This window comes from Pseudovibrio sp. WM33, from assembly GCF_001623165.1.
GTDB lineage: Bacteria > Pseudomonadota > Alphaproteobacteria > Rhizobiales > Stappiaceae > Pseudovibrio.
Genome location: NZ_LMCK01000048.1, coordinates 37,689 through 52,826, shown reverse-complemented (window position 1 = coordinate 52,826; position 15,138 = coordinate 37,689). Strand labels below are relative to the sequence as shown.

The 15,138-nt window shown below is 52.0% G+C and carries 14 protein-coding genes; 6 read left to right on the top strand and 8 right to left on the bottom strand.

Annotated elements, in window-relative coordinates; all coding sequences use genetic code 11:
• Positions 1-307 precede the first annotated feature (307 nt).
• Entirely contained in the window at positions 308-1,204 is an 897-nt protein-coding gene (locus PsWM33_RS09315) for a LysR family transcriptional regulator (protein ID WP_063300030.1), read from the bottom strand.
• Positions 1,205-1,349: 145 nt separating this feature from the next.
• Between PsWM33_RS09315 and PsWM33_RS09310 the strand changes: the two genes are divergently transcribed.
• From PsWM33_RS09310 to PsWM33_RS09300, 3 genes are all read left to right on the top strand, one after another.
• Complete coding sequence (locus tag PsWM33_RS09310; RefSeq protein WP_063300029.1) at positions 1,350-2,264, top strand: hypothetical protein; 915 nt, start codon at positions 1,350-1,352, stop codon at positions 2,262-2,264.
• A 116-nt stretch (positions 2,265-2,380) separates the two neighbouring features.
• Positions 2,381-3,121 carry a glutamine amidotransferase-related protein gene (locus PsWM33_RS09305; protein ID WP_057463794.1) on the top strand — a complete coding sequence of 247 codons (741 nt, stop codon included), beginning with the start codon at positions 2,381-2,383 and terminating at the stop codon, positions 3,119-3,121.
• 61 nt (positions 3,122-3,182) lie between these two features.
• Positions 3,183-4,496 (top strand): NAD(P)/FAD-dependent oxidoreductase, encoded by a 1,314-nt coding sequence (locus tag PsWM33_RS09300; protein ID WP_082826950.1) that lies wholly within the window; start codon positions 3,183-3,185, stop codon positions 4,494-4,496.
• A gap of 8 nt (positions 4,497-4,504) precedes the next feature.
• Here PsWM33_RS09300 and PsWM33_RS09295 read toward each other — a convergent pair whose 3' ends face one another.
• The 3 genes from PsWM33_RS09295 to PsWM33_RS09285 all read right to left on the bottom strand — a co-directional run bounded on the left by PsWM33_RS09295 (position 4,505) and on the right by PsWM33_RS09285 (position 7,971).
• Entirely contained in the window at positions 4,505-5,305 is an 801-nt protein-coding gene (locus PsWM33_RS09295) for a hypothetical protein (RefSeq protein ID WP_208994484.1), read from the bottom strand.
• Positions 5,306-5,671: 366 nt separating this feature from the next.
• Positions 5,672-6,592, bottom strand: coding sequence for an SDR family NAD(P)-dependent oxidoreductase (locus PsWM33_RS09290; protein ID WP_063293660.1), 921 nt, complete (start codon positions 6,590-6,592; stop codon positions 5,672-5,674).
• Positions 6,589-7,971, bottom strand: a complete 1,383-nt coding sequence (locus PsWM33_RS09285) for a flavin-containing monooxygenase (RefSeq protein ID WP_063300027.1) — start codon at positions 7,969-7,971, stop codon at positions 6,589-6,591. Before PsWM33_RS09285 ends, PsWM33_RS09290 begins: the two co-directional genes overlap by 4 nt.
• A 146-nt stretch (positions 7,972-8,117) precedes the next feature.
• Between PsWM33_RS09285 and PsWM33_RS09280 the strand changes: the two genes are divergently transcribed.
• From PsWM33_RS09280 to PsWM33_RS09265, 3 genes are all read left to right on the top strand, one after another.
• A complete protein-coding gene (locus tag PsWM33_RS09280) occupies positions 8,118-9,182 on the top strand; it encodes an AraC family transcriptional regulator (protein WP_082826949.1) in 1,065 nt (354 codons plus the stop codon).
• A 319-nt stretch (positions 9,183-9,501) separates the two neighbouring features.
• A complete protein-coding gene (gene panB, locus PsWM33_RS09270; RefSeq protein ID WP_063287105.1) occupies positions 9,502-10,308 on the top strand; it encodes a 3-methyl-2-oxobutanoate hydroxymethyltransferase in 807 nt (268 codons plus the stop codon).
• Positions 10,309-10,490: 182 nt separating this feature from the next.
• Complete coding sequence (locus PsWM33_RS09265; RefSeq protein ID WP_208994483.1) at positions 10,491-11,153, top strand: cysteine hydrolase family protein; 663 nt, start codon at positions 10,491-10,493, stop codon at positions 11,151-11,153.
• Here PsWM33_RS09265 and PsWM33_RS09260 read toward each other — a convergent pair.
• The 4 genes from PsWM33_RS09260 to PsWM33_RS09250 form a co-directional block, all read right to left on the bottom strand.
• Positions 11,150-11,968 (bottom strand): phosphodiesterase, encoded by an 819-nt coding sequence (locus PsWM33_RS09260; protein WP_063300023.1) that lies wholly within the window; start codon positions 11,966-11,968, stop codon positions 11,150-11,152. The two genes, PsWM33_RS09265 and PsWM33_RS09260, sit on opposite strands and share 4 nt — an antisense overlap.
• A 461-nt stretch (positions 11,969-12,429) precedes the next feature.
• The gene (locus PsWM33_RS27125; protein ID WP_152986720.1) at positions 12,430-12,561 is read right to left on the bottom strand and encodes a DUF2474 family protein; all 132 of its coding nucleotides are present in this window, start codon (positions 12,559-12,561) and stop codon (positions 12,430-12,432) included.
• Positions 12,561-13,568: a cytochrome d ubiquinol oxidase subunit II gene (gene cydB / locus PsWM33_RS09255; protein WP_063287108.1), complete on the bottom strand. Its 1,008-nt coding sequence runs from the start codon at positions 13,566-13,568 to the stop codon at positions 12,561-12,563. The genes PsWM33_RS27125 and cydB overlap by 1 nt, the downstream gene beginning before the upstream one ends.
• Positions 13,558-14,967 (bottom strand): cytochrome ubiquinol oxidase subunit I, encoded by a 1,410-nt coding sequence (locus PsWM33_RS09250; protein ID WP_082826948.1) that lies wholly within the window; start codon positions 14,965-14,967, stop codon positions 13,558-13,560. Before PsWM33_RS09250 ends, cydB begins: the two co-directional genes overlap by 11 nt.
• Between the last annotated feature and the right edge of the window lie 171 nt (positions 14,968-15,138).

Here is a 15,138-nt window from a genome sequence, read left to right as displayed (position 1 = left end):
GAAAACACCCTGAGTAAAATGTGGCAATCTCGGGAACTTGTACTGTCAAATAAGGGGGCAAAAATAGCAGGAGTGTATTTACCAAAGCATTCGCTATAAGATCAGCGCCTTAAAATTCTGATTGTCCGGAATCTCAAGTTTCTCAATGAACACAGCGTTTCTCTCCAAACCAACATATCCGAAAGTTTGAGAGTGAGCGTGTGTACGAAAGGGGATAGTGGGATAATTTCCCCTACGGCAAGTTATCCCATGCATTCTTAGGGGTAAAACGCGAGACCAGTGAGGTTCAGCACCCAGAACCCCTCAATCACAATAGCTTAGGCAGTTTCCCGGCTAAGAAGTCAAAAAACAGCTTTATGCGCGGAATTTGCTTGAGAGTGTGCGGCGAAGCTAGCCAAACAGGCAAAGCAGGCAATGGGTCCACCAGATCAAGGCGCACAAGGCTGTCATCCTCAAGGCCGATTCCAATCTGACCAAGACCAACCCCGCATCCGGCACGCACCAATTCCCAGTAAGTCACCCTGTCATCACACCGGACACTAAAGAAGTCCCGATTGACGTTCAGGCCAGCTTCCCGCATCCCGCGCAGGATCAGGTCAGATTGGTCATAGCCGATCCAGTCCAGCGCAAACAGCTCCTCTCGCGTTGTCGGCATACCAACCCGCTCAATAAACGTGCGGCTTGCAAATAACCCCAGCGGTGTCTCACCAATCTTCTTAGCAACGATGTCCAGCTGTGTCGGAGTAAACATGCGCACCGCGATGTCAGCTTCCTGAAACAACAGATTTTGCGCATCGTCAGAGGGGAGGAGGTCAATCTGGATCTCAGAATAGCTCTGCCGAAACTCGGCGATCAGCTTTGGCAACACATAGTTAGAAATCACCTGACTGGCCGTGACGCGCACAGGCCCAGCAAACCCGCTTTGCTTGCGCTCTTCTGCATGAAGCAGAAACTGTGCTGCTGCTGAATGCATAGCCTTGGCGTGTGGCAGCAATGCTTGGCCATCTTCAGTCAAGCCAAGCCCGCGTTGATGACGGTAGAACAAGGAGACGCCCAGCTCCACCTCAATCGCCTTCACTTGCCGCCCGATTGTCGGCTGGCTCTGGTTCATCTGCTTGGCTGCAGCCGAAAGACTGCCCGTCTCCGCAACGACCACAAAAACACCGATCAAATCCCAGGAAAGATGATGTAGTCTACTATTCATAATTGAATATCATATCTGCAATTCATTCGAATTTACATAGTAAATGAAGCGCCTACTATCTTGCGTAAAGCGTATTCCCGAAAAGTAGTGCCGGTCTTCGGCTAAGAATACGCAATTTAGAAAAGTGTGTTGGACAGGAGCGGTCATGAGACCTGTAGCTTTGATTTTAGGTGCCTCTGGCAGATTTTCAAAAAATATGATTGAGCAGTTGAAAGCTGCTGGCTGGGAAACCCGAGCCTTTGATCGTGCTAATCAAGATATGAAAAAGGCGGCAGAAGGCGTTGATGTCATCGTGAATGGTGCAAACCCGCAATACCCGCAATGGAAGCGGGATGTGCTTCCGTTTACCCACCAAGTGATAGAAGCAGCCAAACATGCCAATGCCACGGTTATCATCCCGGGAAACAACTACTGCTTTGGCCCAGGCATGCACTCACCCATCGGCCTGCAAACACCCCACAATGCAACCAATGAGCTGGGCGTGATCAGAATAGAACTGGAACGCCTTTACAAGACATCAGGCGTTCGGACTATTCTGCTCAGAGCTGGAGATTTCATCGACACCTCCGCCAGCGGCAACTGGTTTGATCTGATCATGACCACCAGGTTGGAGAAGGGAAAGCTCATCTATCCCGGCAAAACCGATGTTCCTCATGCATGGGCGTATTTGCCGGATATGACGCGTGCTGCCGTTCAACTGCTGGAAATGCGAGATCAGTTGAACGCTTATGAAGACATCTCCTTCCCCGGTTACACTTGGACGGGCAACGAACTCAGCAAAACGCTCACCACTGTCACCAAACAGAATGTGACCATCAAACAGTTCAGCTGGTGGATGATCCGCCTGAGCCAGCCTTTCTGGCCCTTGGCAAAACACCTTTTGGAGATGCGATATCTCTGGGATACCCCGCACTGGATGGACACCATCCGCTTTGACGAACTGCTACCTGACTTTGAAGCAACGCCAGAGCAGGAAGCCCTGAAGCATGCGATCAGTCACTTGCCTGCCTTCCAGCTGAGCAAACTGATCCTGACGAGGCAGCACAAAAGTGCAGCATGAGAATTTGCCTGATGTGGCCTCCAAGAGTTTACATAGGCAAAGCCGACAGGATATAACTAAGCAGTCCAATCCGATATATTATGCGGCGTTTGCCTCTTTGAATTTTGGAGTGCTCTTTGACCTTTAAACTTGGAATTTTGGAAGTTGGCCGACCACCCGAAAACCTGAGCAAGACATTCGGTGATTACCCGTCAATGTTCGAAACGCTCCTGAAGGATCAGGGGGGCAACTGGCATTACATGTCTTACCCTGTAGTGGATGGCCAACTGCCTCAAAACGTTCATGACTGCGATGGCTGGCTGATCACGGGCTCCAAGCACGGTGTCTATGATGATCTTGAGTGGATCGACCGGCTTAAGACCTTTCTGAAAACAGCCTATGATGAGCACGTGCCAATTGTCGGCATTTGCTTCGGACATCAGATCCTTGCAGAAGCGCTGGGCGGTAAAGCCGAAAAGTCCAACAAAGGCTGGGGCTGCGGGGTCTTCACCTACTATGTTCTGGAAAATCCCAATTGGGTGCCAGAGGGGCTGACCAGTTTCTCCATTGAAGCTTATCATCAGGATCAGGTGACAAAACTGCCAGCAGATGGAGAGGTTATCGCGTCCTCAGATTTCTGCGAGTTTGCAGCGATTGATTACAAGGGCAGGGCACTCACCCTACAAGGGCATCCTGAGTTTAATAAAGACTACTCTGTCGCCCTGTTTAAAGAACGCCGCGGTGACACACTGCCTGAAGACATTGCCGATCATGCAATCGCCTCCTCGGAAGCGCCCATGCAGATTGGCGAGGTCGCACACATGATCGTAAACTTCATTCAGCAGGCAGCAGTGAAAGAAAAGCAAGAAGGGCACTAACTCCTGTCCTGCAGCGTTTCAGAGGCTCGGGTATAGGCCCTGAGCCTCCTCAGGGATGTACATGGCTATTTCGCAAGGTTTTCTTCACGCCAATGATAAGGCAGGCCAATACCCAGCCTCCTACTACGCTGCGACAGCAAACAAGCAACTCTCCTTTCTAACGCTGGAAGGTGAGCATACCTGCGATGTTTGCGTCATCGGCGCTGGCTATACGGGCCTGTCTTCTGCGTTGCATTTGGCTGAACGTGGTTACAAAGTCCATCTTCTCGACGCGCACCGTGTTGGATGGGGAGCCTCAGGCCGCAACGGTGGCCAGCTTGGCAGCGGCCAGCGAAAAGATCAGGACGAGCTGGAAAGCCTTGTTGGTCTGGAGCGTGCCAAAGAACTCTGGAACCTTGCTGAAATCGCCAAGTCCCTGACGAAAGATCTCATTGCAAAACACCAGATCCAGTGCGACCTGAAACCGGGAATTCTCCACGCAGATCACAAACAAAGCTATGTAAGTCACAGCAAGGCCTATGCTGAAAAGCTGGCAGATACCTACGGCTACGATGAAATCCGCTTCGTAGACTCTGCCGAAATACAAGAGATGCTAGATACAACGGCGTATCATGGTGGCACGCTGGATATGGGGGCAGCTCACCTGCACCCGTTCAACTTCGCGTTGGGTCTTGCTGGGGCTTGCCAGAATGCTGGCGTACAGATCTTTGAAAAGTCAGAGGTGCTGGAGGTCGAAAAGGGCGAGCCAGCTAAGTTGAAGCTCGCCAATGGACAAGTCACTGCCCGCTACGTGGTCTTTGCCTGCAACGGTTATATTGATAGCCTTGAGAAGCGCGTCGCGGCGCGGGTTATGCCCATCAACAATTACATCATTGCCACCGAACCACTGGGAGACGATCTGGCCCGCTCGCTGATCGCCAATGATGTCGCCGTGGCAGACTCCCGGTTCGTGATCAACTACTACCATCTGTCAGCAGACAACCGTCTCTTGTTTGGGGGAGGGGAAAGCTACAGCTTCCAGTTCCCGCGCGATATAAAGGCTTTCGTTCGCAAACCTATGCTGCAGGTCTATCCGCAGCTCAAGGACGTACCCATCGAATATGGCTGGGGCGGAACACTGGGCATCACGCTCAACCGCATGCCATATTTCGCTAAACTGGCCCCCAACATGCTCAACGCCAGCGGCTTCTCCGGTCATGGTGTCGCCATGGCAACACTGGCAGGTCAGCTCATGGCAGAAGCGATCGACGGGCAAGCCAGCCGGTTTGACATCCTGGAAAAAGTCCCAACCCACGCCTTCCCCGGTGGCCGCCATTTACGATGGCCCCTGATGGTCCTCGGCATGCTCTACTACAGCCTGCGGGACAGGCTTTAGACGCGAGTTCAGACCGGAATAAAAACCTGCCGCACGGATGAACTTCTTACCATTTCTTCGCCGTGTGTTGTGGAAAGGGATTGGTAATTATGAGTGTCATCGGAGTAACCTTTTCCTGCGCCATGGTAGCCAGAAACCTCTGGGTGTTCAAAACCAGCCTTCTTAAGGTCATTCGCTAAGTATTGAGCAAATGCCTGTTCTCTGTCTACTTCGATGAACAGAAAACTATTGATTTTTGTTTCGGATGCGATTGCCAAATCTTCTGGCGCGAAAGATGTGGGCAATCGCGCATCTGCACCAAAGCATGATACCACGCGAATATCAGAAAAAGACTTGTTCAACCCTCCATGCGCAAGTTCTTTGGCTATGTCTTGAGACCATGCAACTTTGTAGCCTATTTCGCTTGAGCTCGTCTTTGAAGTAATACCTGCTGCACCCTGTAGTCCATGTCCCGCAATATAGAGCTTGTCTTCGCCCTTTTTCAGCGTACTTAGGATGCCCGTTTCCTCGTTACTGATTACGTTGACTCGCAATAGTGCATCAGCACGCCATGCATGATCACTTGCAGCACTCAGCATGTCTTCAAATTTATCAGGACCACACGCGGCTATGAAGCCATCTTCCGAGAGATCATTGTCCGCCATGTAGGAGTTAAAACCAGAGGCAAGGTCACCAGCTTCTTGGTAGATTTTCTCAGCGAGTTGATACTTCTGTATTTCGAGTTCAGCCTTGTCAGCGTTTGTCGCAACAATAAGAGAGCGCAAATCTTTGCCTGCCTTGTCCCTCGATAAATTGGTGCCAGAAACCATTTTGAGTATATCGTCAGAGGCGAACGGTGCGTAGAAATACCCCGTTTTGTTGTCTTTCGAAGGTTCTGCACGCGGCTGAGTTACCTCCTGAGCGTCAGAAGGACGAACATCAGGCGCAGTATGCACCTGTTCACTGGAGGAGGAGATCGGTGATGGGGCTAAATTCGAAATAGGCATGAGGCACCAATGTTATAGATTAGATGCCAACCATAGAGGCCTACTTATGCGTGCACTGTGACATTTAAGACATCCTGCATATGGCGATGGGGCCGGTAAGGACACTCAGGTCTTTGAGTTATGTGATTTGCGTTTTGCCTTACAGGACTATGCGTCTTGCATTTATTCTTGGCAGTCTGTCGTTGGCACTCAGCTCTTCTCCAGCTCTTGCTCCATTTCCGGCTTGTCCAGATAAAGCCGTTGCCGCTGATAAAGCTTGCCGTCGACTTCCACCAGCAATCCTTGTCTGCGCAGTGAAGCCACATATTTGGCCATGCCTCGTCGTCCTTTCTTTTCAAAGAACGGCAGAATACGAGGCATCATGTTGGGCAACAGCATGGCCAGACGTGTCAGCCAGGAGTCGCTGGCTTTTGGGTAGCGCTCCAGACATGGCTTTTCCAGATGCTTCACGAACTGATCAGCCACCACGCTGGGCGATTGTGGCTCATCAATGAAGTTGAGCACGCTGCCACCTTCCAACGCTTCCTGCCGCAGCATGTAAGTATCTGTAGCAGTTGGCAGAACGCAACTCACTTTGATGCCGTGCAGGTCTTCATCCAGCGCGAACGAAAGCATGGCGCCTCGTAGACCAAACTTAGTTGCCGCATAAATCGGTGTTTCGCGAAGCGGCTGTATGCCACCAAGCGAAGTGGTTGTGATGATACGTGGATCATCGCCCTTTAGCAGATAAGGCACCGCCAATCGGCTCAGTAACAAAGGGGCGACCATGTTGATGGTGATCTCTTCTTCGATGCTCTCTGGCGTGCGCTCATGAAAGCGATCAACCTTGGTGATCGCCATATTATTGATGAGCACATCCAGCACGCCAAAGTTCTCTTCCACCTCGCGCAAAAGACGTTCCATCTCCTCGCGCTGTGTCAGATCTCCCTCAAACACATGAACCCGCAAGTTATCCAGCCGGGCCTGAAGTTCCCGCGCAGCCCGGCCATTCTTGTCTGCCAGCACGAGGTTCATTCCCCGCTCATGCAAACGCGTGGCGATGTGCCCTGCGATGTCACCACCACCACCAGTGATCACCGCCGTACGCCCCTGAAAACGATAGGTGCTCATGCAGCCACCTCCGCTTTCTTCGGGCTCGACGAACCCTTTGGCTTAGGCGCAGCCCGCTTGAAGCGAATATCCTCCGGGAAGGTCCAGCCCATCCGCTTGTAAAGCTTCTTCACATACTTGGTGTGCGCTGTGGCATCACAATAACCTGCATGTCGGTCCGTCTTCAAAAAGTGGATGCCACCAGAAAGATCCGGTGTTTCACTGCGGATGATTGCGGCCAATTGGCTGGCACGAGATGGATTGTCTTGCTGGTCCTTCAGATAGTTGGCAACCAGCCCAGCCATATAGTCAAACCGCTTGTAGGCGCCGGAGTTGGTCTCGATATAGCTGATGCCAAACAGGTTTTTGTGCTCGCGGGAGGCTGCCTGAATAAACATCTTGGGCCGCCCACCCTCATAGCTGAAATATTCGCCTGCAAAGTCCAGATGCTGGTTGAAACCGGTCGCGCACAGGATCAGGTCAATCTCTTCCCGGCTGCCATCTTTAAACACCACGTCTGAGCCATCCAGATGGTCCACATCCGGCTTCACGGTCACATCACCATGTTGCAATGAATGCACCAGTTGAGTGTTGAGCAACGGATGCGTCTCAAACAGCTTATGATCCGGTTTGGGGATGCCAAACCGCTGCAAAGTACCGTTGAACATACGCAGCAACAGCGTGAAGAACGGGCGGATCATCCAGACAGGCAGATCAGGGCCGCCATCAGCAAACACGTCCGCAGGCATGCCAAACACATGCTTGGGAATGATGTAATAGCCGCGCCGCATGGAGATGAAAGCCTTCTCCCCCAAGACACCCGCATCACAGGCAATATCACAGCCAGAATTGCCCGCTCCAATCACCAGCACACGCTTACCGTCAAACTCACGAATGTTCTTGTAAGTCTGGCTATGGCGGATCTCACCATCAAAGGAGCCTTGCAGCTCCGGCATGTTGGCCTGCCATTGCGAGCCCGTAGCGCAAACCACGGCCTTATACTCGCGGCACTCCCCGTTGGAGAGATGAACCTGCCAGCGATCCTTCTCGGTCTTGGTCAGTTTTTCGATCTTAGTTGAGAAGGTAATCTTCTCACGCAGCCCATAAGCCTCAGCGAAGTCGTGCAGGTACTTCAGGATCTCGGTGTGCTTGGGATAATCTGCGAAATGGTCTGGCATCGGAAAATCTGCAAAGCCAGACAAGCTGCGAGAGCTGATAAAATGCGCGCTCTCATAAATGGCTGTACCATCGTGCTTGATGTCCCAGAGACCACCCACATCCGGGTTTGGGTCAAACTGATCCCATTCAATGCCGTTGTGCTGTAATGCCCGGGCCATCACAAGCCCCGCCGGGCCTGCACCAACAATGCAGACCGCGTCACCCCTATCTATAATCTCCACCGTTCCCTCCCCGAACTGTGAAAATCTTACCCTACGGCAAGAGAAGGCAGTTTTAGAAGGACATATACGGACGTAGGGCGGACAAATTCGGTCATATCTTGCGGTCACTCCCGTGTTTCCGTAGCATGACTGCATTGGGAGAGGACATGCATTCTGAATTCGGCCAGTTGGCACCGCCAGAAGTGGCGCAGCATTCAAAGGTTCCACCACACCTGTTGCGCTATCTGTTGCAGGAGCTGGAGCAACGCGGCATCGCCGCAGAAAAGGTGCTGCCTCACACATTCCTGAGCCAAAACACTGACCCCTCGGTGCTTCTGTCTCATGAGGCCCGCCTGACCTATCAACAGAGCCGTCTCATCATCCTCAAGGCACTGGCGTTGACGGGAGATGAAAGCCTTGGCCTTGCTGTCGGCCACCGTCAGTCCATCACCTCTCTCGGGCTCGTCAGCCTTGGTGTTATGGCAAGTGCAACGGGAAGAGCGGCGCTTGAGTTCGGCATCAAGTACCACCGCCTGACCGGAAGCATGCTGGAGATTGATCTGGAACCTGCAACAGATAATGCGATCAAAATGATTGCGCGCAGCCGGTTCCATGAGCCAGTATTGCTCACGTTCTTTGTGCAGGAACTGTTTGCCGCCATGGTGGGTGTTGTCCGCTTCACAACAGGAAGCAAGCAAGCCATCCGGCGCATTGAGATGATGCAGGCACCGCCAGCAAAGAAAAGCCTCTATCAGGAGGCACTCGGACCATCTGTCAGGTTTGATGCGTCACGAAATGCAATATTTTTTGACGCAGAGCACCTGCAACGTCCGCTGGCAACCGCAGACAAGTTTGTTGTGCAGGAAGTTGAAACACTTCTGGCGGGCATGATGCAGGAAGAAAGCAACCGTCTGGGCTTCCTTAAAACCGTGGAAGAAGAAGTCCGCCGTAGCCTGAAAAGCAACCCATCTATCGAAGAAATTGCGGGTGGGTTCTCCATGGGTGAACGCAGTTTTCGGCGAAAACTAGCCGCTTTTAAAGTCTCCTTCCGCGATATCCTCTCGCAGATCCGCCAGTCGCAAGCCATGGAGCTGCTCTTATGGTCGCGCTTGTCATCTGAACAGATCGCAGCAGAGCTCGGCTATTCGGATCCAAGGGTGTTTCGAAGGGCATTTAAGCAATGGACAGGGGAGACACCAAGCCAGTTTAGAAAGTCCGCAATTCAACTGTGAATGGCACATACCGCACCAAAAGTCCCATTGGGTATCTCAACGTTATTTTATATTCTCCGAAAATTCCTTATAAAGGCGCAGGAAGCACATGTTGCGCTGCGCAATTCCGAAAGACAAAGAGTGGCTTTCGGTGAGGTCGCGCAAAGACATAAGTCTGAAAGCACAGGCACAGATCAAAAACCAATAATAATAGGCGTACGCCGGTTTGATGCTGAACGGACTGGCAATGAGTGCGCGGAATAACAAAGAATGAAGGCAGTTGGATTGCTCCAGACAAAGGGCCAGCTGCTTTGGATGAACGAAACGGGCACCTAAAACAATGTCTCATACATCTGCGACTCGGCGGAAAACCATTAAAGACATCATGAAGGCAAAAGGCCATCACAAGCTGGTCTGCCTCACGGCCTACACTGCACCAATCGCACAGATGCTGGATGAGCACTGCGATCTGCTGCTGGTGGGCGACAGTGTCGGCATGGTGCTCCACGGCTTGCCAGACACGACAGCAGTCACGCTGGACATGATGATCATGCACGGCAAAGCCGTTATGCGTGGCTCTCAAAACGCACTTGTTGTCGTTGATATGCCTTTCGGCTCCTTTGAAGAAAGCCCACAGGCCGCATACCGCAACGCATTGCGCGTGATGCAGGAAACCGGCTGTCAGGCCGTCAAGCTGGAATACAATTCCGCAGCGCCAGAAACCATCCGCTTTCTCGTAGACCGCGGCATTCCTGTCGTGGCTCACATCGGCCTGCGCCCGCAGTATCTGCATGTTGAAGGCGGCTATAAGGTTGCTGGCAAAAGCGAAGAAAGCCGCAAAGAACAGCTGGAATGCGCACGTCAGGTGGCCGATGCTGGTGCATTCTGTGTTGTTGTTGAAGGCACAAAAGACGAAGTCGCCCGCGAAATTTCTGACAGCGTGCCAATCCCGACCATCGGTATCGGTGCTTCTGTTGACTGCGACGGCCAGATCCTCGTCACCGATGACATGCTCGGGATGTTCGACAAGACACCAAAGTTCGTACGCAAGTACGCTGAACTGAAATCTCAGATCGAGCAAGGTGTAAAGGCGTTTGCAAATGACGTTCGCCGCGAGCAATTTCCGGCTGAGAACGAAACTTACTAAGATCGAAGACCGCCGTCGGTACCAATAGCACCAGCTGGATTGTGTGCAGGTCCTGACGGCTTTGCTCCCCAAAATTTGGAAATGTCAGACCCCCTCAGCAGCATGATATGGTGTGGGAACTGGCATGTCTTGGCTTGGGGGAGCAAACGGTGCTTATTCTGGTTTTAGGAGCTTTACTTTGCGTGGCAGCACTTGCTGCCTATACCTTTTGGGGTGTCCTCAACATTCAAACGCCAACCAACGGCCCGTCGATCATGTTCGAAGGCCGCAGAGGCACTGCGCTGCTGGTGATTGATGTTCAAAGTGACTTCACCAAGAAAACAAGCTCTCGAAGTTGGGAGCCCGACTATTTGCAAGCCCGCCTCAACTACATAAACGCGCTTGGTGAGCTGGCACAGCAAAAAGGCTGGCCCGTCATCTCCATCCGGCAAGTTTACAAGGGATGGTACACCAACCTTCTGGTCCGCCTGTTGGGAGGAGGTTTGGGGGCAAAAGGCTCTGATGGCCTAAAGATAGATCCACGCATAACTATTGAGCCAGATCTGGATCTCGTGAAATCAAAGAGTGACGCTTTTGGCGAGCCGGCACTCTCTGAGTTCCTGAGAGATCATGAAATTGACCACCTGATCATGACAGGTCTGGACGGTAATGCCTGCGTCAAGAATACAACAATCGGTGCGCTTAACAGAGGGTACCGCGTCGAACTTTGCGACCCCGCCATTCTCGCCCAAAATCAGAAGGCATGGAAACTGCAGAAGGAGGCACTGCAGGAAATGGGCGCTGCCGTCTCATGGAATATTGTTGAGAATGAAGCTAATCTCATAACTGAGAAAGACCCAGCCTAATCAATCAGTTTGCCATCCTTATCAAAGAATGGGTGTTGACCACCAAAACCGCCGATAAAACTCAAATGGTTGATCAGTTCGCCCTCGGACCAGCGGAACACACGCACCGCTGGTGGGTCCATAACAAAGCCAGGTTCCCCGTCCGGATCCAAATCAAGCGTGACCTGATGGCCTGAAGCAGGGCAGATGCTCACTGGAATGCCGTTCTTGAAGACCTCGATTGCCCGGTGAACATGACCACAAGCAATCTGTCGGATTTGTGATTGCCCTGTAACCACAGGCCAGAAATCCTCATCAGCGCGCATCAGCATAATATCATCCATATGCTGAATACCCGTCTTGAACGGTGGGTGATGCATGAACACCAAAGTTGGCTGTTCTTTGTGTGCTTCCAGTTCATCGCGCAGCCATGCTTGCTTATCAGCATCAAAATGGCCGTCATGCTTGCCCGGAATTGTCGTATCCAGCCCGATAATGCGCAGGCCGTCTTTCTCAATGGAAAACTGAAGCGCACCCTCTGAAGTCAGGTAGTCATGATCCGCAAACGCATCCCGCATTGCATCCCGGTGATCGTGATTACCGGGGATCACGTAAAACGGCATATCCAGCTGATCGATCTCTTGCCGGAACAGCTCATACTCATCTGCATTGCCCAAATCCACTAAATCGCCGCTGATCACCACAAAATCAAGTCGTGGACGAAACGCGTTGAGGTGCGCAACGGCCTGACGCAAATGAGAAAGCGTATCAACACAGTTGTAGGCGAATTTTCCGTCAGCCTTGATGTGAATGTCGGTAAGCTGCGCAAAGATCATGTGTGGTACCCCAAAAAATAGGCTGCAAGTCAGAATAAACTCGAAGCGATGAATAAGCCTGCATCAGCGGAAATTGCGCTGCTGACTAATCCGTCTTACCTCAAACAACAAGTGAGCTTTTCATGACAGGGGCATGGTTGCAAGACATCACTCTGGACAATCAGAAGGGGTGGGCAGGCGATGAGCGCAATACAACCACAGACCTCCCACATATTAGCATCTCCTTGATTTGCTCATTTTTCGCCAGTTTTAGTCAATAAAATCGCCTAACTGCGGGTTTTGACGCATTGAAAGGATTTTTAAAACATATCACAGTACACCCCTGAAATATGAGAGGCGAATTTTCGGGAGATATTCGGCTCAGGACAGGTTCGAGCCGTAGCGGAGGAGGAACCGCGAGCGGTTCATTGGGAGAAGGGCGTGCTGTGGGGATAGCACGCCCTTATTTTTTGCTGGGTCTGTTAAATGATCAGACTTCTTAAGGCGTAAGAGACCACTGCGATGGAGGCAACGCCTGCCACCCAAAGGGCTGCAAACCAAAGCAACCGCTTCCATAAAGGTTGGTCAATTTCGCCGGTTTTATCGAGGCTCATCAGTGATACCCTTCCGTTGATTTGATCTTGCCACGGAACACGTAGTACGCGTAGGCCGTATAGGCGAGGATCATCGGGATGAGGATGACCGCTCCCACAAGCAGGAATTTCAGACTACTGTCAGGCGCAGCTGCTTCCCAAAGGGTGTAAACATTTGGCACCACATACGGGAAGATGTTGATCCCAAGTCCCACATAGGTCAGCAGGAAGATCACAAGTGACGCGAGGAATGGTGTGTAATCCGCATCGCTCATCAAAGCCCGCCACAGCACCAGCGTGGTGACTGCCACAAGAAGTGGAACCGGGAATGTGTAAAGCAGATATGGGAAGCTGAACCACTTCTCCATAATGCTCTCATTGATGAATGGCATCCACATGCTGACCAGCAGAAGGAAGCCAATCAGAATAAGAGCGGCGTACTTCGAGACACGGCGGAAATGCGCTTGCGGCACACCTTCCAGCTTCATCACCAGCCATGTAGCGCCAAGCAGGGCGTAGCCGGAGATCACGGCAAAACCGGTCATGACAGAAAATGGTGTCAGCCAATCCCACCAGCCGCCGGCATAAGTGCGGTCAACCACCTCAATGCCTTGCACAAGCGTGCCAAGCACCAGTCCCTGACAGAACGCAGCAACGATAGACCCTGCAAAGAAAGATATATCCCAGAAAGGTCTGCGCTCAACAGATGACTTGAAGCGGAACTCAAAGGCAACGCCTCTGAAGATCAGCCCGATCAACATGCCAATAATCGGTGCGTAGACCGCAGGCATGATGACTGAATAGGCCAGCGGGAACACGGCAAACAAACCACCGCCACCAAGGACGAGCCAGGTCTCATTGCCATCCCAGACAGGGGCAACACTGTTCATCATCAATGTGCGTTCATCAGCGTCTTTGGTGGTCGGGTACAAGATCCCGATGCCAAGATCAAAGCCATCCAAAATCACATAGGCGAAGATCGCGACTGCAATGAGAAAACCCCAAATGAGTGGATAATCAAGAATCATGGGAACGATCTCCCTCATGTGGTTGCAGGGCCTGCGCAGGAGTGATGCCTGCGGTTCTGACGGGTACGCCTTCCTCAACGCCCTGGCTCGCGTCCGGAGACTTCGCCATGGATCGGAAGATGTAGAAGATACCAACGCCAAAGACGATACAGTACACCGCTACAAAGATGACCAGCGAAGCCCAGACGGCAGGCGCTTCAACGGGTGAGACGGATTCTGACGTCCTGAGCAACCCGTAGACCGTGTAAGGTTGGCGGCCAACTTCCGTTGTTGTCCAACCAGCTATGACAGCGACGAAACCAGCAGGCCCCATAACGATGGAAGCTCGCTGAAGCCATTCACTCTCATAAAGCCGGCCACGGATCCGAGACCATAGGCCCCATACGCCAACCAGCAACATCAAGACACCAATACCAACCATGATGCGGAAAGACACAAACACGATCGCTGCCGGTGGCCAGTCTTCCCGTGGAAACTCATTCAAACCAGGGACAACACCATCGAGGCTGTGGGTCAGAATAATGCTGGAGAGATAAGGGACTTCAATCTTGTACTTTGTTTCTCCAGCTTCCGTATCCGGCCATCCAAAGAGGATGAGCGGGGCAGGGCCCTGAGAATCAAAGTGACCCTCCATAGCTGCAATCTTGGCAGGCTGATGCTCCAGAGTGTTGAGGCCGTGATAGTCCCCGGCAAGCATCTGGATTGGCGTGACAACAATCATCATCCACATGGCCATGGAGAACATCACCTGCGCCGCCGCATTAAAGCGGTTCTTCAGCAGATGATAGGCACCCACGGCACCAACCACGAAGGCGGTGGTCAGGTAAGCTGCCAGCACCATATGCACGAGCCGATAGGGGAAGGAGGGGTTGAAGATTATCTCCCACCAATCGGCGGGCACAAACTGGCCCACGTCATTCATGGCGTAGCCTGCTGGTGTCTGCATCCAGCTGTTGACGGAAAGAATCCAGAAAGCGGAAAGGGCGGTGCCAATGGCAACAACCACAGTGGCAAAGAAGTGCAGCTTCTTGCCCACGCGGTTCATACCAAACAACATGATACCGAGGAAACCAGCTTCCAGGAAGAAGGCAGTGAGCACCTCATACCCCATGAGCGGCCCAATGACCGATCCGGTTTTGTCTGCAAAGGCAGACCAGTTGGTGCCAAATTGATACGCCATGACGATGCCGGAAACGACACCCATGGCAAAAGATAGTGCAAAGATTACGATCCAGAACTTGAAGACCCGCAAGTATACATCGCGACCTGTCCATAGCCATAAGCCTTCAAGCACGGCAAGAAAACTCGCCAAGCCTATAGTAAAGGCCGGAAATATGATATGGAACGCGATTGTAAAAGCAAATTGGAATCGAGCTAGATCAACTGCTAAACTGTCCATGTGACCACCTGTCGATGGGATGTGCTAATTTTAAATCATGGAATTCCGTAGCGGAACACTGTTAATAATTATGTTTTTTCCGCGATCCATGACCAGTGCACCCCAAAAGATAGGGCACTTGTCTTTGCTGTAGTAACTGTTTCCTTGAAAAAGTGAGTTGCATTAGGAGCT